This is a genomic window from Snodgrassella sp. W6238H11 (genome assembly GCF_016100525.1).
In the GTDB taxonomy this organism is placed as follows: Bacteria; Pseudomonadota; Gammaproteobacteria; order Burkholderiales; family Neisseriaceae; genus Snodgrassella; species Snodgrassella alvi.
In genome coordinates, this window is record NZ_JACFSH010000011.1 from 1 (window position 1) to 22275 (window position 22275).

The 22275-nt window shown below is 43.4% G+C and carries 21 protein-coding genes; 14 read left to right on the plus strand and 7 right to left on the minus strand.

The genetic code is table 11. The annotated features are described in order from the left end of the window. Positions 1-489: 489 nt before the first annotated feature. Positions 490-2532: an OPT family oligopeptide transporter gene (locus tag H3V00_RS10930; RefSeq protein WP_084549935.1), complete on the minus strand. Its 2043-nt coding sequence runs from the start codon at positions 2530-2532 to the stop codon at positions 490-492. Positions 2533-2840: 308 nt separating this feature from the next. Between H3V00_RS10930 and serB the strand changes: the two genes are divergently transcribed. The 12 genes from serB to iscX all read left to right on the plus strand — a co-directional run bounded on the left by serB (position 2841) and on the right by iscX (position 12126). Continuing rightward, positions 2841-3683: a phosphoserine phosphatase SerB gene (gene serB, locus H3V00_RS10935; RefSeq protein ID WP_198208087.1), complete on the plus strand. Its 843-nt coding sequence runs from the start codon at positions 2841-2843 to the stop codon at positions 3681-3683. A 108-nt stretch (positions 3684-3791) separates the two neighbouring features. Then, positions 3792-4733 carry a prolyl aminopeptidase gene (gene pip, locus H3V00_RS10940; RefSeq protein WP_198208089.1) on the plus strand — a complete coding sequence of 314 codons (942 nt, stop codon included), beginning with the start codon at positions 3792-3794 and terminating at the stop codon, positions 4731-4733. A gap of 541 nt (positions 4734-5274) precedes the next feature. Next, complete coding sequence (locus H3V00_RS10945; protein WP_025330177.1) at positions 5275-5745, plus strand: Fe-S cluster assembly transcription factor; 471 nt, start codon at positions 5275-5277, stop codon at positions 5743-5745. Positions 5746-5785: 40 nt separating this feature from the next. Next, entirely contained in the window at positions 5786-7000 is a 1215-nt protein-coding gene (locus H3V00_RS10950; RefSeq protein WP_025330176.1) for an IscS subfamily cysteine desulfurase, read from the plus strand. A gap of 133 nt (positions 7001-7133) precedes the next feature. After that, positions 7134-7517 (plus strand): Fe-S cluster assembly scaffold IscU, encoded by a 384-nt coding sequence (iscU, locus tag H3V00_RS10955; RefSeq protein WP_025330175.1) that lies wholly within the window; start codon positions 7134-7136, stop codon positions 7515-7517. Between the two features lies 1 nt (position 7518). Then, positions 7519-7797, plus strand: a complete 279-nt coding sequence (locus H3V00_RS10960) for a hypothetical protein (RefSeq protein WP_037475645.1) — start codon at positions 7519-7521, stop codon at positions 7795-7797. 33 nt (positions 7798-7830) lie between these two features. Further along, positions 7831-8151 carry an iron-sulfur cluster assembly protein IscA gene (gene iscA, locus H3V00_RS10965; protein WP_025330173.1) on the plus strand — a complete coding sequence of 107 codons (321 nt, stop codon included), beginning with the start codon at positions 7831-7833 and terminating at the stop codon, positions 8149-8151. A 143-nt stretch (positions 8152-8294) separates the two neighbouring features. Then, positions 8295-8798 carry a Fe-S protein assembly co-chaperone HscB gene (hscB, locus tag H3V00_RS10970; RefSeq protein ID WP_198185690.1) on the plus strand — a complete coding sequence of 168 codons (504 nt, stop codon included), beginning with the start codon at positions 8295-8297 and terminating at the stop codon, positions 8796-8798. 90 nt (positions 8799-8888) lie between these two features. Further along, complete coding sequence (hscA, locus tag H3V00_RS10975; protein WP_198185688.1) at positions 8889-10757, plus strand: Fe-S protein assembly chaperone HscA; 1869 nt, start codon at positions 8889-8891, stop codon at positions 10755-10757. A 53-nt stretch (positions 10758-10810) separates the two neighbouring features. Then, positions 10811-11437 (plus strand): glutathione S-transferase family protein, encoded by a 627-nt coding sequence (locus H3V00_RS10980; protein ID WP_025330170.1) that lies wholly within the window; start codon positions 10811-10813, stop codon positions 11435-11437. A gap of 72 nt (positions 11438-11509) precedes the next feature. Next, entirely contained in the window at positions 11510-11851 is a 342-nt protein-coding gene (gene fdx, locus H3V00_RS10985; protein ID WP_025330169.1) for an ISC system 2Fe-2S type ferredoxin, read from the plus strand. Positions 11852-11931: 80 nt separating this feature from the next. Continuing rightward, on the plus strand, positions 11932-12126 hold the full coding sequence (gene iscX / locus H3V00_RS10990) for a Fe-S cluster assembly protein IscX (protein WP_025330168.1): 195 nt from the start codon (positions 11932-11934) through the stop codon (positions 12124-12126). Between the two features lie 132 nt (positions 12127-12258). Here the strand turns inward: iscX and fetB are convergent, their stop codons facing one another. The 6 genes from fetB to ribF form a co-directional block, all read right to left on the minus strand. Further along, complete coding sequence (gene fetB, locus H3V00_RS10995; RefSeq protein WP_198185686.1) at positions 12259-13137, minus strand: iron export ABC transporter permease subunit FetB; 879 nt, start codon at positions 13135-13137, stop codon at positions 12259-12261. Then, positions 13055-13771, minus strand: coding sequence for an ATP-binding cassette domain-containing protein (locus tag H3V00_RS11000; RefSeq protein WP_198185684.1), 717 nt, complete (start codon positions 13769-13771; stop codon positions 13055-13057). The genes fetB and H3V00_RS11000 overlap by 83 nt, the downstream gene beginning before the upstream one ends. Next, a complete protein-coding gene (gene ispH, locus H3V00_RS11005; protein WP_037475651.1) occupies positions 13768-14709 on the minus strand; it encodes a 4-hydroxy-3-methylbut-2-enyl diphosphate reductase in 942 nt (313 codons plus the stop codon). Before ispH ends, H3V00_RS11000 begins: the two co-directional genes overlap by 4 nt. Positions 14710-14752: 43 nt before the next feature. Next, entirely contained in the window at positions 14753-15238 is a 486-nt protein-coding gene (lspA, locus tag H3V00_RS11010) for a signal peptidase II (protein WP_037475735.1), read from the minus strand. Positions 15239-15342: 104 nt separating this feature from the next. Then, complete coding sequence (gene ileS, locus H3V00_RS11015; RefSeq protein ID WP_198208099.1) at positions 15343-18129, minus strand: isoleucine--tRNA ligase; 2787 nt, start codon at positions 18127-18129, stop codon at positions 15343-15345. A gap of 90 nt (positions 18130-18219) precedes the next feature. Continuing rightward, entirely contained in the window at positions 18220-19149 is a 930-nt protein-coding gene (gene ribF, locus H3V00_RS11020) for a bifunctional riboflavin kinase/FAD synthetase (RefSeq protein ID WP_096766226.1), read from the minus strand. A gap of 235 nt (positions 19150-19384) precedes the next feature. Here ribF and H3V00_RS11025 point away from each other — a divergent pair, with 235 nt between their 5' ends. Further along, complete coding sequence (locus H3V00_RS11025) at positions 19385-20134, plus strand: amino acid ABC transporter permease (RefSeq protein WP_096766225.1); 750 nt, start codon at positions 19385-19387, stop codon at positions 20132-20134. A gap of 482 nt (positions 20135-20616) precedes the next feature. Beyond that, positions 20617-21651, plus strand: coding sequence for an NAD(P)-dependent alcohol dehydrogenase (locus H3V00_RS11030; RefSeq protein WP_198185680.1), 1035 nt, complete (start codon positions 20617-20619; stop codon positions 21649-21651). Positions 21652-22275: the final 624 nt, after the last annotated feature.

Sequence of the window (22275 nt, forward strand, 5' to 3'; positions counted from 1 at the left end):
AATTTTTTCATATTGAAATTCTCCTTAAAAATATCATAGAGAATTTTCTACTTTCTTGCTGTACTATTTTAGGGGATAGTTACAATGTGAATATCAAAATTTACTATAATAAAAGAGATATTATTACAACAAATATAATGAATTTAGAAATCAGAGTTAGTTGAAATATTAATTTGCAATAACAGTTTATTTGACAATGTGTTTCAATTATTACTGTATTCATTTTTATAATAATATTCGTTACACGAAAAATTATTCTCTATGAGGATATATGAAAAATACTAATAAAATATCTATTCAAGAATAATTTATATGATTTTATATTAACATTAGATATTTTCGAGACAGCTAGTATTGAAGCTATTTTTTTATTTTTCTTAAGTAGAATGGCATAAAAATATACTGTAGAATTATTTCATTTAAGTCTGTATAACTCAGAGATATACAAAAAAACAGCGCTTTTTATGCGCTGTTTTAATTAATTAACTATTATTTTTTTATTATTTGCCGTACCAGAATTGCCATAAATGAGATAAAGAGAAGTAAACCTAATAGTTCTCCAATTTTATCCCAACCCTGCAAATTCAAAGCCAGCGGAGATTCGCCGCCACCCAGAGCAATAGACGCAACAATTACCATAGCCATTACTACACCTACGATACTTTCACCGACTATTAATCCGGCAGCCAGTAATGTACCACGACGATCTGTGGCTTTAACCTCTTTCTCCTGAATAGCTGGATCAGTATGGCGCTTTTTGATATAACGCAAACATAAATAGGATAATACTGTTCCGATAAAGATTGGCATATTGACGGAAGCCGGCAGATAAATACCCATACCCACTGCCAGCGGCGGTACACTCCAGCCCGGACGAAGATATTTGACCACCACATCAAGCACAATCAGGAATACACCCAGAAATACGCCTGCTCTGATGTATGCCCATTCCAGATTGTGAGAAAAAATCCCTTTGGCAATAGTGGTCATCAGAGTTGCCTGCGGTGCTGACAGTGCCTGAGCAGCATCCATTCCGGCACGTGGTAAGGCTCCGGTAAAACCATAAGCGTTATACAACAGTTCAAGTACAGGTGAGATTACTATCGCACCAACAATGCTGCCAATAATTAGTGCTACTTGCTGGCGCCACGGTGTAGCCTGAACCAGATGGCCGGTTTTTAAATCCTGCAGATTATCATTAGAAATAGTGGAAATGGCCATAACCACAGAAGCAGTAAATAATGCTAAAGCTGTCATAAACTGATTACCACCAGCTTGTGCGAAAATACCGCTAGACTGACCAATCACCATGAATACCAGCGATATAATGATGATTGAAACAATACCGATACTGGATATCGGGCTGGAAGAAGAACCAATCAGACCAGCCATATAGCCACTGGCTGCAGCCACAAGAAAACCTATAATGAAGGCCATGATGGTGGCACACGCAACCAAAGCACAGGCCAGTCCGAAAGATATCGGCGCAGTGGCAATAAAGCTGTAGAAGGTAGCAACCAGAATGATCAGAGTAGCCACTACAATCAGCATCATGGTTTTAGGCGATAAATCCTGATTTACCCGCTCCTGTGTCTTGCTGGTTTGTGAATCCGATCCAAAGGCCTGAAAAGAAAGTTTCATGCCTTCAAGCATAGGTTTGAAAAGGGTAATTAATGTCCAGATTGCAGCAACAGCGATGGCTCCGGCGCCAATATAGCGGACTTTGGTTACCCAAAGTTTAATTGCAAAATCCATCATTGAAACATTTTCAGGCATTGCAGTGGTGCTGGTGAAATACGGTACGGCTATTCCCCATGAAAAAAACATGCCTAGCAGTACAGCAATACCACCGGTAATACCTACCAGCCAACCGGCCCCCAGCAAAGCCAGTGAAAAGCCCATGGGCACCTGAAATACGGCTCCGCCTACTTTAAACCAGTAACTGGCACTTTCACTTATTACGCGTAAGCCGCCGGCCAGAAAGCTGAAAATACCGGATAAAATACCACCGGTAACAATCTGCTTAACTCCGCTTTGCGGTGAATCTTCATCATTTTCCTGTGGTTGATTGTGGTCACCAGCCTTGAGTATTTCAGCGGCGGCTAAACCTTCCGGATAAGGTAAATCACTATTAACAACCAGTACATGGCGTAAAGGAATAGTGAAAATAACACCAAGAATACCGCCGGCAACGCATATCAAGGTTGTCTGCCAGAATGGAAAACCCTGCCAGTAACCAATCATTAACAAACCGGGCAGAACAAAGATAATTGAAGACAAGGTACCGGCCGCCGATGCCTGTGTTTGTACCATATTGTTTTCAAGAATATTTGAACCATGAAAGCATTTGAGTACAGCCATAGAGATTACGGCAGCGGGTATGGATGAAGCGAATGTCAGGCCAACTTTCAGCCCCAGATATACATTAGATGCAGTAAATATTACTGTAATTAATGCACCTAAGATCATACCGCGAACAGTAAGTTCGCGATACTGATCGACCGCCGATGAGGTGGTTGAGGGGTGTTGCATGTAATAACTCCATAAAAATGCGACTTGGAATAATAGCAATAATACTAAAATTTCTGGATATTTATTTATCCTTTCACAACCGCAATTTTGGACAAAAAGTTGCATTGTACAAACTCATTTGTAATTTTTCTTTATGTTTAAAGAATTTAATGTAAATTAAGTTTTTTATTTTTATTCTTAGTTTAAATAAGATTAATTTTACTCAATTTCCGGATTCTGATTTCAGCACTTATTTTCTTTTTAACTGTTGGTTGTCAAGCCTATTGTGGATGTCTATACTGAATTTTTTTTCTGGCTGTATATTTGTTATGCTTCCTGTTCTGGTTTTACAACATACGGATTTACGTCTGTGCGATTTATCCCATTTAAACGCAATTATGCCGTCAAATCCGGAATATACATTTGATAATTCTGTGCTGAGGCTGCCGGTTAGTGTTGATTTCGAATTATCTGAATCAGCACAGACTCAGCTGATTGAGCAAAAAATTGATTTTGCTATTTTGCCAGATCAGAATTTTGCAGACTTAGGATTAATTGTTAGTGATATGGATTCCACTTTGATTACCATTGAATGTGTGGATGAAATTGCTGCCGGAGTGGGATTACAGACACAGGTTGCGGCCATCACCGAACGCTCAATGCGCGGTGAAATTGATTTTGAGCAATCGTTACGGGCGCGTGTAGCTTTATTGAAGGGTTTACCGGTTGAAGAATTAAAACAGGTTTATGAACATGTACTGAAACTTTCTCCGGGTGCAGAATGGCTGTTGCAGCAGTGTCAGAAACATGCAGTTAAATTCATGCTGGTTTCCGGTGGATTTACTTATTTTACTCAACGGCTGCAGCAACAATACGGACTTGATTATACTTTTGCTAATCAGCTGGTGATACAAGATAATGTTCTGAACGGAAAGCTGGCAGGCAGAATTATTGATGCTCAGGCTAAAGCTGATTTACTGGTTCAATTCAGAGAAAAACTTGGACTAAACCCAATGCAGGTACTGGCAATGGGTGACGGTGCTAATGATATTCCGATGCTACAGGCGGCCGGTTTTGGAGTTGCCTACCACGCCAAACCGAAAACACAGGCTGCAACGTCTATTAATGTACGCTTTGGCGGTCTGGACGCCGTACGTAAGTGGTTTCGCTGATTGATAACCGCAGACAACCTGCAGAACAGTGATAAAACCAAATGCAATTAAATTATAATTTAATAATAATCATTTAATTAGTTTGCAGATGCTTTTAGGAACACATTTATGTATCCAATAACTGAACCATATCAGTCTGGATTATTGCAGGTTTCTGCAATTCATCAGATTTACTGGGAAGAAAGCGGCAATCCGGCCGGTAAACCAGTTATTTTTTTACATGGCGGGCCGGGAGCCGGAGCCTCGCCTGCATGCCGCGGTTTCTTCAATCCGCAAAAATACCGCATTATTATTATTGACCAGCGTGGATGCGGTCGTTCCCTGCCCTATGCCTGTATCGACGACAATACTACATGGGATCTGGTTGAAGATTTAGAAAAAGTTCGCAGAATGCTGCACATTGAACGCTGGCAGGTATTTGGCGGTTCATGGGGTAGCTCACTGGCACTTGCTTATGCTAAAACTTATCCGCAAAGAGTCAGTGAGCTGATACTGCGCGGTATTTTTCTGTGCCGACCACATGAAATTACCTGGGTTTATCAGCAAGGCGCAAATCATATTTTTCCGGAAGCATGGGAGAATTATCTCGCACCGATTGCTGAAGATAAACGGCATAATTTAGTAGATGCCTATCATGAGTTGTTATGCCATCCTTATACGGATGAAACAACTCAGCTCAATGCAGCTAAAGCATGGGCCCAATGGGAAAGTAGTATTGTACATTTAGAGCATAATCAGGCTGGTATAGACGAATATAATGATCCGCAGCGTGCCTTGGCAATTGCAAGGATTGAAAATCATTATTTTGTCCATCGCTGCTGGCTGGCAAGCGAATTTGCCTTACTGGAAAATATTCAGATACTGGCTGATACTCCGATTGTCATTGTTCAGGGGCGCTATGATATGTGCACACCGATTGAAAGCGCATGGGAATTGCAGCAGGCTTTACCGCATGCCAGACTGGTAGTCACTATGGCTGGTCATTCTGGCTTTGAACCGGCAAATCAGGCTGCTCTGGTGGCTGCTACCGATGCTTTTGCCAGTTTATAACATTTACTCCGGACATTTCTTGCAGGTCTGAATATATTCAGACCTGTTTTATTATCAGAAATATTATTTTTTAATCAGCATAAATATTTTGAATTTTAATTTCTTCTCAAACAAAGTATCAATATCTTTTGAAGTTAAGCTATTAGCTCAGCTTTATTAACAACTTCAGTATTTTTACGGCTTACATTTTTTCACTTTACTATCCGTGAGCTTGATTCCGGCCTGTTTTCAGAAAAACTGATAATTTCGAATTTCTTAATCATTCTGTGCTCATCGTATACAAACGATCTGATTTGATGAATGTTATTAATAATCTGGAAATATCATCCGCTAAAATTAAAACCATTCGTTCGGTTCTGCTGCCAGGCAGCTGTAAACAGTCTGTATTTCCAGTGTTTTAACCAGTATTAATTTTAGAATCTTATGTATTTGTGATGGAATTTATTCTGACATAATTACTTGATTTATCCATGAATAAAGTTGACTAAAATTGTCGGGTATTAGATAATTCATACATTGTCAATCTGTTTCGGGTTTTGTCATGCGTTTAACCACCAAAGGGCGTTTTGCCGTCATTGCCATGCTGGATTTAGCTATGCATGCGCAATCTGGTGCAGTAAACCTGACTGCAATAAGTGAACGCCAGCGCATTTCCCTGTCTTATCTTGAGCAGCTGTTCGGAAAATTACGCCGTGCCGGGCTGGTAGAAAGTATTCGCGGGCCGGGAGGCGGCTATGTACTGAGTCATGATGCTGCTCAGATTAATATTGCAGATATTATCTCTGCAGCGGAAGACACTCTGGATGCTACCGTTTGCGGCGGTCATGCTGATTGTCAGGACGGTTCACCCTGTCTGACTCATGACTTATGGGCAAATCTGAATAAAACCATAGACAGCTATTTGCGCGGCATTACTTTGCAATGCATTCTGAATCAGCGAACTTACCATAACAACAGTAATGAAAAAAAAAGCAACCCGGAGCAGCCTGTTACCTTAATTAATCTGCATTAATACTCCGGCGCAGCCATAGATATTTAAAGAGAACACGACAATGACCGTAAAACTTCCTATCTACCTTGATTATTCAGCTACAACACCGGTTGATCCGCGTGTGGCTGAAAAAATGATTCCTTACCTGACGGAATTTTTTGGTAATCCGGCATCCAATAGCCATAGCTTTGGCTGGCAGGCAGAAGAAGCCGTAGAAAATGCACGCAATGAAATTGCTGCATTGATTGGTGCGGATTCTAAAGAAATTATCTTCACTTCAGGAGCCACTGAATCTGACAATCTGGCATTGAAAGGTGCGGCACAGTTTTATGCTAGTAAAGGTAAGCATCTGATTACGGTCAAAACTGAACATAAAGCTATTCTGGATACCATGCGAGAGCTGGAAAGAGAAGGCTTTGAAGTTACCTATCTGGGTGTACAGGAAAATGGTTTGATTGATATGGCTGAGCTGGAAGCTGCTATCCGTCCTGATACAACCCTAGTCAGTGTGATGTGGGTAAATAATGAAATCGGCGTGATTCAGGATATTGCAGCTATTGGTGCACTTTGTGCTGAAAAAGGAGTCATTTTTCACGTCGATGCCGCTCAGGCTACCGGTAAAGTTCATATTGATGTAAAAGCCAATCAGATTGGTTTGCTGAGTATGTCTGCACACAAAACCTACGGCCCTAAAGGAATTGGTGCTTTGTATGTACGCCGCAAACCCCGTGTCCGCCTGAATGCACAGATGCATGGCGGCGGGCATGAGCGTGGTTTCCGTTCCGGCACACTGGCTACTCATCAGATTGTCGGCATGGGTGAGGCATTCCGTCTGGCGCGTCTGGAAATGGATAAAGACAATGCTCATGCTAAAGCACTGCGTGACCGTTTTCTCAATGCAATTAAAGGTGTTGAAGAAGTATATATCAATGGTGATTTACAACATCGCGTGTATCAGAATCTGAATATCAGCTTCAATTTTGTTGAGGGTGAGAGTCTGATTATGGCTGTTAAAGATATTGCTGTTTCCAGCGGATCTGCCTGTACTTCCGCAAGTCTGGAGCCAAGCTATGTACTGCGCGCACTGGGTCGCAATGATGAGCTGGCGCACAGTTCTCTGCGTATTACATTCGGACGTTTTACTACCGAAGCCGAGATTGATTATGCTGCTGAACTGATTAAATCCAAAATCGGTAAATTACGCGAATTGTCTCCATTATGGGAAATGCATCAGGAAGGTATTGATTTGAGTAGTGTCGAATGGGCAGCACATTAATCAGCTCAGACTGAAACGATATATTCTGCCCTGCTATATCGCAGGGCTGTACACCAAAAACAGGTTATTTGCTGCGAATATAAAAGCAATTGTAGTTATTCTGGCATTAGAAGAATTGTAAAAGGAACTTATTATGGCCTACAGTGACAAAGTCATTGATCATTATGAAAATCCGCGCAATGTCGGCTCTTTTGAAAAGGGTGACCAGAGCGTGGGTACCGGTATGGTAGGCGCACCAGCCTGCGGCGATGTAATGAAATTACAAATCAAAGTAAGTGATAACGGTATTATTGAAGATGCCAAATTCAAAACTTATGGCTGCGGTTCTGCTATTGCTTCTTCAAGTCTGATTACAGAATGGGTTAAAGGTAAGAGTCTGGATGAGGCTTTGGCTATTAAAAACAGTGCCATTGCTGAAGAACTAGCATTACCGCCAGTAAAAATACATTGTTCTATTCTGGCAGAAGATGCTATTAAGGCTGCTGTAGCAGATTATCGAAAAAAACATAACGAGTAATATGATGATTTTTGGCAGTACCGCAAATAACAACGAACCCACTACTGAAAATAATGACAATCAATCGGTTAATGCAGTACGCCTAAACGATATCAGAATGTGTACCAGTCAATTTTGTCTGGAATGCGGTGAATCAATATCATCTGAACATCAGCTTCAGTTTCCTGGTACACGTTTTTGTATTAACTGTGAAGAAAATATTGCCATTAAGCGCTCATTTCTTTCATCTTACAAACGTCGTTTTAATCATAATTGTAAAAACCCTGAAGGTACTGCATAGTAAATTCAGGACAAATTTCCAACAGGTGAGAATATGATTTCTCTGACTGAAAAAGCCGCTAAGCATATTAGCAATTATCTGACCAAACGTGGTAAAGGCGAAGGTATTCGTCTCGGGGTTAAAAACAGTGGCTGTTCGGGTATGGCGTATACTCTTGAATTTGTTGATAACATCCAGCCGGAAGATTTATTGTTTGAACAACATGGTGTCAAAGTATTTGTTGATCCTAAAAGCCATGTTTATCTGGATGGTACTGAACTGGATTTTGTTAAAGAAGGATTACAGGAAGGTTTTAAATTTGCCAACCCCAATGCCAAAGATGAATGCGGTTGTGGTGAAAGCTTTCATGTTTAAATAAATAACCCTATTGCCGGAATGTCGCAATTCTGCCGGCTGATAAGCAAAATACAGCATTACAGCCAAATTTTGCGAAAAGCCTGTTTTTCATGTCCGGTATCTTTAGCTTTGACCCAATTTTCACCATAAAGGTGAGCCACATGAACCAATACTTTGCGCTTTTCCAATTACCTGAACAGTTCAATATTGATGATAAGCAACTGGAGCAGAATTATCGCCTGCTGGCAGCACAGTGCCATCCGGATAAATTTGCTGCCAGAAGTGCTTTTGAACAAAAGCAGGCCATGATGATGGCTGCTACCGTTAACGAAGCTTATCGTATTCTGAGCAATCCGCTTGACCGGGCTGCATATTTATTGAAACAACAGGGAGTAGATGCGGATGCACCAGAGCATACGCACTTTCCGGCTGAGTTTTTAATGCAGCAGATGCAATGGCGTGAAACACTCGAAGACGCCCGTGCAGAAGCTGACTGGACAACACTGAAAGAACTTGCAGCCACTATTGAGCTCGAACAAACTGGCTTATACCAGCAACTGTATGCGGCCTTTATACAGAATCAGCCGGAAAAAGCAGCAGAACTGGTACGCCAGGGGCGTTTTTTACACAGATTACAAAGTGAAATTCAAGCTGCGCTTCCCTGACATCATCAGAATCAATGTATCAGAGATATGCTTTGATAAAAAAATCGAAGTATTAAGTAATATTTAAGAAATCAGGACTAAATTCAGATTATGGCTTTATTGCAAATTGCCGAACCCGGCCTTTCCGCTGTACCGCATGAACATCGTCGTGCTGTAGGCATTGACTTAGGCACAACTAATAGCTTAGTTGCAACTGTACGCAGTGGTTATGCCGAATGTCTTGCAGACGAACAGGGAAGGATTACCCTGCCCTCTGTTGTCCGCTACCAGCAGGATAGCGTACCGGAAGTAGGCACAGATGCATTAAAAGCACAACGTATCGATCCGGCCAACACCATCAGTTCAGCTAAACGTCTGATTGGCCGTACTCTTGAAGATATCAAAAATCAGTCTGAAACCCGTTATCTGCCCTATCATTTTACTAATGATGAACGCATTATCAGCATTCACACCCGTGCAGGAAATAAAACCCCGATAGATGTCTCTGCAGATATTCTCCGTGTTTTGAAAACCCGTGCAGAAAACACACTCGGTGGTGAACTTGCCGGCGCAGTGATTACCGTACCGGCCTATTTTGACGATGCACAGCGCCAGGCAACCAAAGATGCTGCCCGTCTGGCCGGTCTGCATGTTTTACGCTTACTGAATGAACCCACCGCAGCTGCAATTGCTTATGGTCTGGACAATGCCGCTGAAGGAACATTTATCGTTTATGATCTTGGCGGCGGAACATTTGATGTTTCAGTTTTAACCTTAAGCCGCGGTCTGTTTGAAGTAAAAGCAACAAACGGTAACAGTGCTCTGGGTGGTGACGATTTCGACCAGCGTTTGTTTTGCTGGTTGCTGGAACAGAATAAATTATCACAGTTAAATGCACAGGATAGCGCATTATTACAATCACTTTCACGTGCAGCCAAAGAAGCTCTGACAAGTGAAACTTCAACCACCATTGCCGCCACTCTTTCTAACGGACAAAAAATCCTCACTGATATCAGCCGTGACACCTTTCATCAGCTAACTCAGCCTCTGGTAGCCAAAACACTGGAACCGGTTAAACAGGCAATGCGCGATGCCGGCATCAGTAAAAGTGAGATAAAAGGGGTAATTATGGTAGGCGGAGCTACGCGCATGCTGCATGTACAGCAGGCTGTAGCCACTTTCTTTGGTCAGACTCCGCTGAATAACCTTAATCCGGATGAGGTTGTAGCATTGGGAGCTGCGATGCAGGCCAATGTACTGGCTGGTAATAAAAATGATGATGAATGGCTGTTACTGGATGTAACCCCGTTATCACTCGGACTGGAAACTTATGGCGGACTGGTTGAAAAGGTTATCCCGCGCAACAGTACCCTACCTACAGCACGCGCTCAGGATTTTACAACCTTTAAAGACGGGCAAACAGCCATGATGATTCATGTTGTACAGGGTGAGCGTGAATTAGTCGCAGACTGCCGCAGTCTGGCACAATTCACACTCCGCGGTATCCCGCCGATGGCCGCCGGAGCAGCACGCATACGGGTAACATTTCAGGTTGATGCCGATGGTCTGCTTTCTGTTTCTGCCCGCGAACAAACCACAGGAGCACAGGCTCATATTGAAGTAAAACCTTCGTACGGACTTGACGATAGCGTTATTACCCAAATGCTGAAAGACAGTTTTACTCATGCACAAACCGATGCCAGACAACGTGCCCGTACAGAAGCCACAGTAGAAGCAGAAAGCATCATTGCGGCGGTCACCAATGCACTGTCTATGGATGCTGACTTACTTAGCAATGATGAACAACAGACTATTCAAACTGCACTGGAACACACCCAACAACAAATCCAGCAAGGAGATGCTCAGGATATTCGTGATGCTATTCATGCATTGAATCACGCAACTGATGAATTTGCTGCCAAACGCATGAACCGCAATATCCAACGTGCTTTACAAGGTAAAAACGTCAGAGAAATCTGATATTTCAAATGCAGACAAATTGAACTGTCTGCCGATACGATGGAGATAACATCATGTTAAAGCTATATTACATACCAAACACCTGTGCATTTATACCGCATGTGGCACTAGAATGGAGCGGACTTGAATATACCGCTGAAGAGGTAGGCCGCGACACAATCAAATCGCCGGAATATTTGGCACTGAACCCTCAGGGGCAAGTACCATTACTGACTGACGGCAACTGGGCACTGCGTCAGAATGTGGCAATCATTGATTACATCAATGATCTTGCACCGGATAAAGGTATCTATGGCGTTACAGCACAACATGATCCCAAAGCACGAGCCCTGGCCCGCCAATGGCTGGCCTTTGCCAATTCTGATTTACACATGAGCTTTAAACCTTATTTCTATGCAGCTCGCATGGTCGATGATGAAAAAGCACAGGAGAATCTGAAGGCCTATGCTAGTTCTGCTCTGAAAAATTTATTTTCCTTAGTTGATAATATTCTTGCTCAGCAGGATTACCTGACTGGCGATAATATCACTATTGCAGATGTTTACATTTTTATAGAAGCACATTGGACAAAAAGATGTAACATTGATCTGAGCGCATATCATAATCTGAGTAAATTCTATCAGCGCGTAAGTGCTGATACCGGTGTATCCACCGTACTGAAAGTACAAGGTATAATTTAATAACATATTCGGCGTGAATGGTTTTATTTTAAAACCGAACACGCCTGCTTTATTTAGAAACACGGAATTACCATGCCCAAAATTACTGTACTGCCCCATCCTCAACTCTGTCCTGAAGGTAAAGTTTTAAGTGACATTCCCACAGGAACCAGTATTTGTGATGCATTACTTGAGCATGATATTGAAATTGAACACGCCTGCGAAAAATCCTGCGCCTGCACAACCTGTCACGTTCTTATCCGCAAAGGATATGATAGCCTGCCTGAACCGACTGAACAGGAAGAAGATTTACTTGATCAGGCATGGGGGCTGGAAGCCGATTCACGCCTGAGCTGTCAGGCGCGTCTGGCTGATAGTGATGTTACCATCGAAATTCCAAAATATACCATCAATCATGCACGTGAAGAGCATTAACCTTACTTGATAAGAATACTCTCTAAACCGATTGATTTAATAATATTTTTTAATTATCTAATTAAGTGCAGGCTTAAACCATGAAATGGACTGATATACACCGAATCGCCGAAGAACTGGCCGACCGCTACGAAGACATCAACCCTACTAACATCCGCTTTACCCAGCTGCGTGATCTGATACTGGCTTTACCAGAATTTGATGACAACCCTGAGCACTGCGGCGAGCGCATACTCGAAGCGGTTCAGCAGGCATGGATTGATGAAATTGCCTGAATTTAGTCATCTAAACTTATCAGAATATCCGTACAAATAATGATGTTACAGATGATGTCCGGCTTATAACTGAAACAAACCGGTTGCCAACTTCTATAGGCAACCGGTTTGTTTAATATATAAATTAAATCACTAAATCTTATCAGTTTTTCTGCGTCGCAAGCGCCAACTGCAAAATTGCCAGCAACGATTAAATACATGCCGGTAAACAAAAACCGCACATAATAAGCAACCACCGGCAGAACCGGCACAAATCAGAAACATAGTGAATAGTTGAAACCTGATTGCCTGATCAGGAGAGGCACCGGCCAGAATCTGCCCGGTAATCATACCCGGCAAGCTTACCAACCCCACTACACTCAACTGATTAATTGTTGGCAACATCCCTGCTACTACCGCTGAACGCGCAGTATCCCGATAAGCCTCCCAGCCTGTAGCGCCCATAGACAGCATCACTTCTACACGAGCCTGCTGCTGACGTAAATCCTGTGTTAAACGGTCTAGACACAATGCTACAGCTGTCAGACAATTACCCAATACCATCCCCAGAAGGGGAATCACATACTGCGGTGAATACCATGGGCGGATATGCAGTACCGCATATAATCCCACAGCAGCACTTAACCACGAAGCCAGCCATACAGATGATAAAGCATCACGGGTCAGACCACGATATACATAACTGCCCCGTGAACGCGCAGAAAAACCGGCAATCACAGTCATAACAACAATTATCAACAGTACCCAGTACCATTGATTAGAGGCAAATATCCATTTTAATAACAAACCCACAACGGACAGCTGCACAATAGCCCGAACTGCTGAAATCAAAATACGTTTTGTCAATCCAAGCTTCAGCCATAATGAAACACCGGCACTCACCAGAATCAGCAATGAAGCCAGAGCCAGTTCTGCAACACTAATATAATTAGTTCCCTGCATTATTGCCTCCCGCCCGTGATGATTTTCTGGTGTGAGTAATCCGTCCGGCATCCAGATACCAGATTTCATCACCTACCTGATTAATCTGCTGCTCACTATGTGAAATCCAAATATAGGCAGCCTGAGGATTATCTTCCTGCCATTGACCGACCAACTTTTGTACGGCCTGTGCCGAATCTTCATCCAGAGAAGCCGTTGGCTCATCCAGCAGCAAAACCGGCGGATTTAATTGCAATATACGCAACAGACACACCAGCTGAGCCTCTCCTCCGGATAAATCCGTTGCATCCCGCTCCAGAAAATTACCATCTTTACCCAGACTCTCTAACACCCGCTGTACATCATCCAGCTGAAATTTTTTATGCTGATAATGATGCAAAGTAAAAGGTAAAAACAGATTATCACGCACTGTACCCGGAATCAGAACCGCCTGCTGCCGTACATACGCGATCTGGCTGCGATGCTGTGCAATACAGTGTGCATTCAGACGAACCGGCTGATTATGACAATACAGCGTGCCCGAAGCTGGTAAATCCAGCAGAGAAATCGTACGTAAAAAAACCGATTTTCCTGCCCCAGATGCACCGCTGATTGCCACACGTGCTCCAGCCCAGAGCTGAAAATCGATATCCTGTAATAACATCCTGCCATCATCATGGGCACGCTGACACACACACTCACCGGATAAAATCGGCGTATTCATGATGAGCCACGCAGTTCTTTCGGTAGAACAAACATAATATTTTCCTCCACACCAGCACCTTCGGTAACTGTCGGGTATCCCCAGGAAACAATAGTTTGTACAACATCATTCACCAGTACCTCAGGTGCTGAAGCACCGGCTGTAATACCAACCTGATGCTTACCACTGAACCACTGTGTTTGCAGACAGCCGGCATTGTCAACCATATAGGCATCAACACCCAGTAATGCTGCCACTTCACGCAAACGATTACTGTTCGAACTATTAGGAGATCCCACCACAATCACCACATCACAGGTAGCAGCCAGTTTTTTCACTGCATCCTGACGATTGGTGGTTGCATAACAAATATCCTCTTTATGCGGACTTTTAATGTGAGGAAAACGCTGTTTTAAAGCGGCAATAATACCGCTGGTTTCATCAACCGAAAGCGTTGTCTGGCTCACATGCGCCAGCTTTTCTTCATTGCGGACCTGTAAACTTGCCACATCAGCAACTGTTTCCACCAGCAACATCACACCCGGCGGCAGTTGCCCCATCGTTCCTTCAACTTCAGGATGGCCTTTATGACCAATCATAATAATCTGATAACCCTGTTCATCCAGCCGTGATACCTGCCGGTGAACCTTAGTTACCAGAGGACACGTAGCATCAAAAATACGAAAGCCGCGTGCAACTGCTTCCTGCTGTACAGCCTGAGATACACCATGAGCAGAATAAATCAGCGTCGCATCAGGAGGCACATCATCCAGATTTTCGATAAATACCGCACCCTTATTGCGCAGATTATCAACCACAAACTTATTGTGTACTACTTCATGCCGTACATAAATCGGAGCACCATACTCTTCCAGTGCCCGTTCTACAATACTGATAGCACGGTCTACACCGGCACAGAATCCACGCGGATTGGCCAGTAAAATCTTTTTGTCACTCATTAAACATCCCGTTACCTGGCTGAATTCATCACAGACGAATCAATCAGACCGCCTTTTTCTTCTGATGGAAAATACTTTCCAGCACCAGCAACACCGCACCGACACAAATCAGGCTATCAGCAACATTAAATGCCGGATAAAACCAATTATGGTAGTAGAACAATAGAAAATCAACCACATGCCCGTGCACCAGCCGGTCTGTTACATTACCTGCGGCCCCTCCTATAATCATGGCTGCAGCAACTTTACCCAGCTTTGCGAATTCATCACGGATAATTGCACGCAACAGATAAACACAAATCACCAGAGCCAGTCCCATAAAAAAGAATTTTTGCCAGCCTCCGGCATCTGCAAGAAAACTGAACGCCGCGCCGGGGTTATATGTCAGTGTGAGATCAAAAAAACCCGGTATTACCGTAATTCTTTCCAGATATTGAATATGGCATAAAACCAGATATTTTGTTAACTGATCAGCTATCAGTCCCGCAATAATAATTGCACCATATAAAAACAATTTTTTACTCAGCATAGCCTTCCCTAAAAACCAAACAGGCGTAACCGGCCAAACCAATTACGCCTGAATCATTCAAATCATGCCAAAATAACCGGCAATATTAAAATCATTAACCCGCATCAAGCATATAACCGCTGTTCACCGACACCGTCGATATTAAGTGCACAACGACCGCAGATTGTCGGGTGTTTCGGGTCAGAACCCACATCATTTGTATAATGCCAGCAACGTTCACACTTAGTACCCTGATCAACAGTGACCGTAGCCGACAGCTCATCACCCTGTTCAACAGTAACCTTGGCAACCATCAGCACAAAGCGTAACTCATCACCAATTGCCGTAATAAAAGGCAGAATTTCCGCCGGCACACGAATAGCCACATCAGCTTGTAATGACGAACCAACATTCTTATCAGCACGCAAAGGCTCAATCGCCGCATTAACTGTATCTCTTACAGCACGGATTGCCTGCCACTTCTGCGCCAGACCGGCTAACTCCGCCTCGGCCATAGAGGGGAACACATGTGCAGTATGATACAGTACACTATCCTCATCATTACCTGTTAAAACAGCCCAGGCTTCTTCAGCCGTAAAGCACAGAATCGGACTCAGCAGCAACACCAGATTACGCGTAATATGATAAAGCGCAGTTTGTGCACTCCGACGACCATGGCTGCCTGCCTGCATTGTATACAGACGGTCTTTCAGAATATCCAGATAGAAAGCACCCATATCTTCCGAACAGAAATGCACAATATCCTGTACCGCAAAATGGAATGCATAACGGGTAAAGTGATCATTGGCTACGCGCTCCTGCAACTGCTGAGCCAATACCAGAGCATAGCGGTCCAGCTCAAGCATATCTGAAATCGCTACTGCATCCGTTTCCGGATTAAAATCACTCAGATTGGCCAGCAAAAAGCGCAGCGTATTGCGCAAACGACGGTAACTTTCAGAAACCCGTTTCAGAATTTCATCAGAAATGGCCAGTTCACCGGAGTAATCTGTAGAAGCCACCCACAGGCGCAGAATATCAGCACCCAGACTGTCATTGACCTTTTGTGGTGCAACCACATTCCCAACAGATTTGGACATCTTCTGTCCATTACCGTCCACCACAAAACCATGTGTCAGCAACTGTTTATAAGGAGCACTGCCAACCGTTGCACAAGCTGTCAGCAATGAAGACTGAAACCAGCCGCGATGCTGATCCGAACCTTCCAGATACAAATCAGCCGGCCATGCCAGTTCAGGGCGCTGACGCAATACTGCATAATGCGTACTGCCCGAATCAAACCAAACATCCAGCGTATCCGGCAGCTTTTCATATTCATCTGCATCAGCCCCTAACAGCTCATGCTTATCCAATGCAAACCAGGCTTCAATTCCGTGCTGCTCAATCCGCTTAGCTACCTCTTCCAGTAACTCAGCCGAACGCGGATGCAACTGACCGGTTTCCTTATGCGCAAAAAACGCCATCGGAGTACCCCAGTAACGCTGGCGGGAAACCACCCAGTCCGGACGCCCTTCAATCATTGCCTCCAGACGCGCACGTCCCCATGCAGGGAAAAATTCAGTAACATCAACAGCATTCATAGCCTTATTGCGCAATGTTTTACCATCGGTACCTTCCTTATCCATACCGATAAACCACTGACCGGTTGCCCGGTAAATCAATGGTGTTTTATGGCGCCAGCAATGTGCATAACTATGGGTAATTTTGCCATTAGAGAGTAACTTACCTTCTTCCGCAACCCAGTCGATTACCACCGGGTTACCTTCCCAGACTGTCATACCGGCTAACCGTGGCACATCACTGATATAGCGCCCTTCAGCATTTACCGGGTTATACAACTTAATCCCATAGCGCAGACAGGCAAAATAATCATCCAGACCATGTGCCGGAGCAGTATGTACCATACCAGTACCGGCCTCGGTAGTAACATGGTCACCCAGTAATACCAGAATATCCCTATCTAGAAACGGATGATTTAAATGCAGATTTTCCAGTTTCCGGCCAGCTGTTTCAGCCAGTACCGCCGTATCATCCGCACCAAAACCAAACCGGGCTAAAGCCGCCTCAGCCAGCTCTTTAGCCAGCACCAGCTTACCTTTAGGCGTATCAATCAACTGATAAACCACTTCAGGCCCGACACAAATTGCCTGACTGGCCGGCAAAGTCCACGGAGTTGTTGTCCAGATAACACCATATACCTCACCCGGCAGCTCATTCAATCCGAAAGCTTTCGCCACAGCAGCATTATCTTTAAACTGATAAGCCACATCAATCGCATAAGAAACCTTATCCTTATACTCTACCTCTGCTTCTGCCAGCGAAGAGCCGCAATCCAGACAGAACTGTACCGGCTTCTCACCACGATACAAATAACCGCTCTGCTGAATTCGTCCCAGCGTACGTACAATATCTGCCTCGGTTTGATAATCCATAGTCAGATATGGATGTTCCCAGTCACCCAGTACACCCAGACGCATAAAATCTTTTTTCTGCCGTTCAATCTGTTCCCGTGCATATTCCCGGCATAACTCGCGGAATTTTGCAGCCGGAATATTCTTGCCGTGCTTTTTCTCCACCATCAGCTCAATCGGCAAACCGTGACAGTCCCAGCCCGGAACATATGGTGCATCAAAACCAGCCAGCGTCTTACTCCGGATAATAATATCCTTCAATACCTTATTTACAGCATGGCCGATATGAATATCACCATTTGCATATGGAGGACCATCATGCAGAATAAACTTAGGTCTTCCCGCTGCCAGTTTACGCAGTTTCTGATAACGCTTCTGTTCATACCAAGATTTCAGCCAGCCGCCTTCACGCTTGGCCAGATTACCGCGCATCGGAAACGGCGTATCCAATAAATTTACTGTTTTACTATAGTCAGTCATGACTTTCTCTTTAAAATATATTTAACTTTTAATATTCAGAATAAATTCAGCTCAATAAATTTTACGGCCACCCGAACATAATCCTGCTATTCAGGCAGCCTGCCATATTCGGGCAGCTTCCATATCAGCAAAAATCTGCGTCTGTAACGCAGCCAGCGACTCAAACTTCAGCTCATCGCGCAGCTTATGCAAAAAATGCACCTGTAAACGCTGCCCGTATAAATCATCTTCACAATCAAAAATATGCACTTCAAGCTTTTGTAAACTGCCTGAAGACACAGTCGGATTTTTACCAAAACTGGCTACCCCGCGCTTACGCCCGAAAGCTCCGGATACATCGACCACAAATACCCCGTTCAGAGCATAGTGCAAAGCCGGTAAATGCACATTAGCAGTAGGACAACCCAGTTCACGCCCCAGTTTGGCTCCGTGCTTCACACGACCACTCAGCGTATACTCGTGCCCCAGCAACAACTGTGCATAAGCCAGATTACCCGAAGCCAGTGCCATCCGCACCGCAGTACTGGATGCGCGCACATCTTCAACCACAATTGAAGGCGTGTGCTCAGTAACAAACTCATTCTGCGCCTGCAATAAAGTAAAATCACCGCTGCGCCGTGTACCGAAGCGGAAATCGTCGCCTACCAGCAAATAGCGCGTGTGCAAATGCTTAACCAGCATCTGACTGATAAAATCCATCGGTTGCATAGCTGCAAACTGCTGATTAAACCGCACAACATAAACCGCATCAACACAGCCGCTTGCAGCAAGCAGATCCAGCTTATCGCGCAGCGGAGTCAGACGAAACGGCAAAGTTTTCCCTGCCTGCTGCGCAAAAAATTCCTGTGGTTGCGGCTCGAACATCATTACCACCGAACTAAGCCCGCGCTGTCCGGCTTCCTGACGCAAACGCATCAAAATATGCCGGTGCCCGCAATGAACCCCGTCAAAATTACCGATAGTCACCGCAGTGCCATCCGTCCAATCCGGCTGCTGCCCGCTCCCCAACCAAACTCGCATACAATTCTTGAATAAATCAAATAATAAAACGTATCATTGTAAACATTTCAGCCAGCCTTAGCCAGCGCAATTGCTCAGGATTTTCCAGCCGTTTCAACCATCAAATCCACTTTATTCTCAAGAACAAACAAATTTTAATACAGTTATCCCCCTATTTCTTGCTAAAATAGCCGCCACCCTGACGCTAAGGCTATCAATAGCCAGCAACACCTCAGAAAATTTATTAGGTAACACAATGGCCTTTCGTTTTGACATCATCTACGAATACCGCGAAATGTTTTATTACGGTGCGCTTACAACACTCGGCGTCACCCTGATTTCCACATTTACGGGCACACTTCTCGGTCTGATTTTTGCCCTTGCACGCATTATCCGAATTGAAAAAGGCGGGCTGCCCATGCGTGCTTTCGTATGGTCATTGCGCCAGATTTCCCTGCTCTATGTAACCATTTTCCGTGGCACACCCCTGTTTGTACAGATTTTCATCTGGTATTTTGTCTGGTTTCCACTGCTCATCAACCCTGCTGACGGTCTGATTATCAGCGGCGATCTGGCTGTCGAACTGCGCCGCAGCTACGGTGCACTGATTGCCGGCGTACTCGCACTTTCAGTTAATTCTGGAGCTTACATTACCGAGATTTTCCGTGCAGGCATCCAGTCAATAGACCGTGGACAATTCGAGGCCTCCCGCTCTCTTGGTCTGAGTTATACACAAGCCATGCGCTATGTCATTCTGCCACAGGCTATCCGCCGTATGCTGCCGCCAATTGGTAATGAATTTATTACCTTACTTAAAGACAGCTCACTTTTATCCGCCATCGCCGTAGTCGAACTGGCTTTTGCTGCCCGCGCAGCAGCCGGACGTTATCTTAACTACGAGACACCGCTATACACCATTGCCATAATCTATCTGATAATGACCATCGCCTTAAGCTGGTTCTTCTCATGGCTGGAGAAAAAATACAATAAAGGTTATCAGCACTGAGCTTAGACAGAAATCAACAACATGAGAACAGGACGGTTAAAAATCAACCGTCCTGTTTCATTTTATAAAATAGCAGAATTCAACCTCATAACACCAATGTACAAACTGATTTATAGCCTTACTGATACCAAAGTCAAATCAATTACATTTATTACATATGGTTTTCCGGCACAATCAATATTATTGCAAACCAGCTATTTCAAATTGCAAATCCAATGCTGAAAAATATCTTTCTGAATCAGCTATCAAATATTAATCATCATAAATAACACCAGTCAGTTATCGATTAGCTTCAATATGTAACTCATCAGGAGACAGATATCAAAAATATCTTAATTCATACAGCTTTATTTACATTTTAAAATTTTGTACTATAGATTTAAACAAAATATATAATAAAAACTAATAACTTGACACAAATTAAACAAATTGATTAACTATTAACTTATATATTTATCTTATCAACTGAAAAAGAGAAAAACATGAAAGCTGTCAGATTACATGCACAACACGATATCCGCATAGATGAAATCGAAAAACCAAAACCCAAAGCCGGTGAAATACTGATTAAAATCGGTGCAGCCGGTGTGTGCCACTCAGATATACACCTGATCGAAAGTGGTATCCCTGCAGGTGCTCCTGCATTTACCCTGGGACATGAAAATGCCGGATGGGTTGAAGAACTGGGCGAAGGAGTAACTGATTTTAAAGTAGGCGATGCAGTCATGGTATACGGACCATGGGGTTGCGGACATTGCCAGCCTTGTCAGCAATCTATGGAAAACTACTGTGAACATCAGTCGGAATCTCCGATCCTCGGCGGTGGACTGGGTACCAATGGCGGCATGGCTGAATACATGATTGTTCCTTCCAGTCGTTTACTCGTACCTTTGCATGACCTGCACCCGGAAGAAGTGGCCCCTCTCTCCGATGCAGCCTTAACTCCCTATCATGCAATTAAACGTTCTGCCGGCAAAATAACACCGTCTGCTTTTGTTCTCGTAATCGGCATAGGTGGTTTAGGACATATGGCTGTACAAATCCTGAAACAGCTATATTCGGCCACCATTATTGCCGGTGATATTAATGATGAAAAACTGGAACTGGCCAAAAAATATGGTGCGGATTATGTAATACGTACCGACCGCGATACCGATAGCATTGTCGAAGAAATTACCCATATTACCGGTGTGAAGAAATGTGCCGTCGTACTTGATTTTGTTGGCAATAAGCCAACTCTGACTTTGGGTGCACAAACAGTCGGATTAAACGGCGACTGGACAGTAGTTGGTCTGGGTGGCGGCAAGCTCGACTGGCACTGCATGAATCAGCCATGGGGAGCATCACTTTGTACACCCTATTGGGGTTCACGGGTTGAACTGATGGAAGTACTGGACATGAAAAGAAAAGGTATTATAAATATCGAATACACCACCTACCCCCTTTCACAGGCTCTGGAAGTATACGATAAATTGATTAAAGGGCAGATTAATGGCCGTGCAGTACTGATACCTTAATCTTTCCTAATAGAATCAGGCTGAGCAATATTATAACCACAGCCTGATTCTATAAAATCCACGTGCTCTGAAGCGATAAACAATTAATTACTATCATCAATAAAAAACCATCCGGTGGCTGTTGTATCAACGCAGACCAAGCTTAAAAATAAAATTTGTTTCGCAATAACTCATTCTCATTAACAATTTTACTGACTTCATATATTTTTTACTGCATCACTACCATCAATACTTTTAGTTATCCTCCTAGTAAAAAAATTAATCCTCTGAATTTTCAAAAATTTTCCGGTATAACTAACTATTCTTCAACCAATCTTATATTTTTAACATATACTATTCCTCATTTTTAATATACATTCACTATATTAAAATCAGCCAACACAACACCAATGAACTAATACTTAACTTAATAAACTATGGTTTCAAATTAATACAATATAGAACATATGAATACGAAATTAATGTCAGAGAAAATTATCAAAACCAGTAAATTCCTAAGCTATATTCTAAGACATAAGCCGGAAACAATAGATATCACCTGTAAATACCCCATTGTTAGCACACAAACCAAGTAGAAAATCATGCTATTTGTTTCATGTTTCTATATTCAATTGGTGTCATATT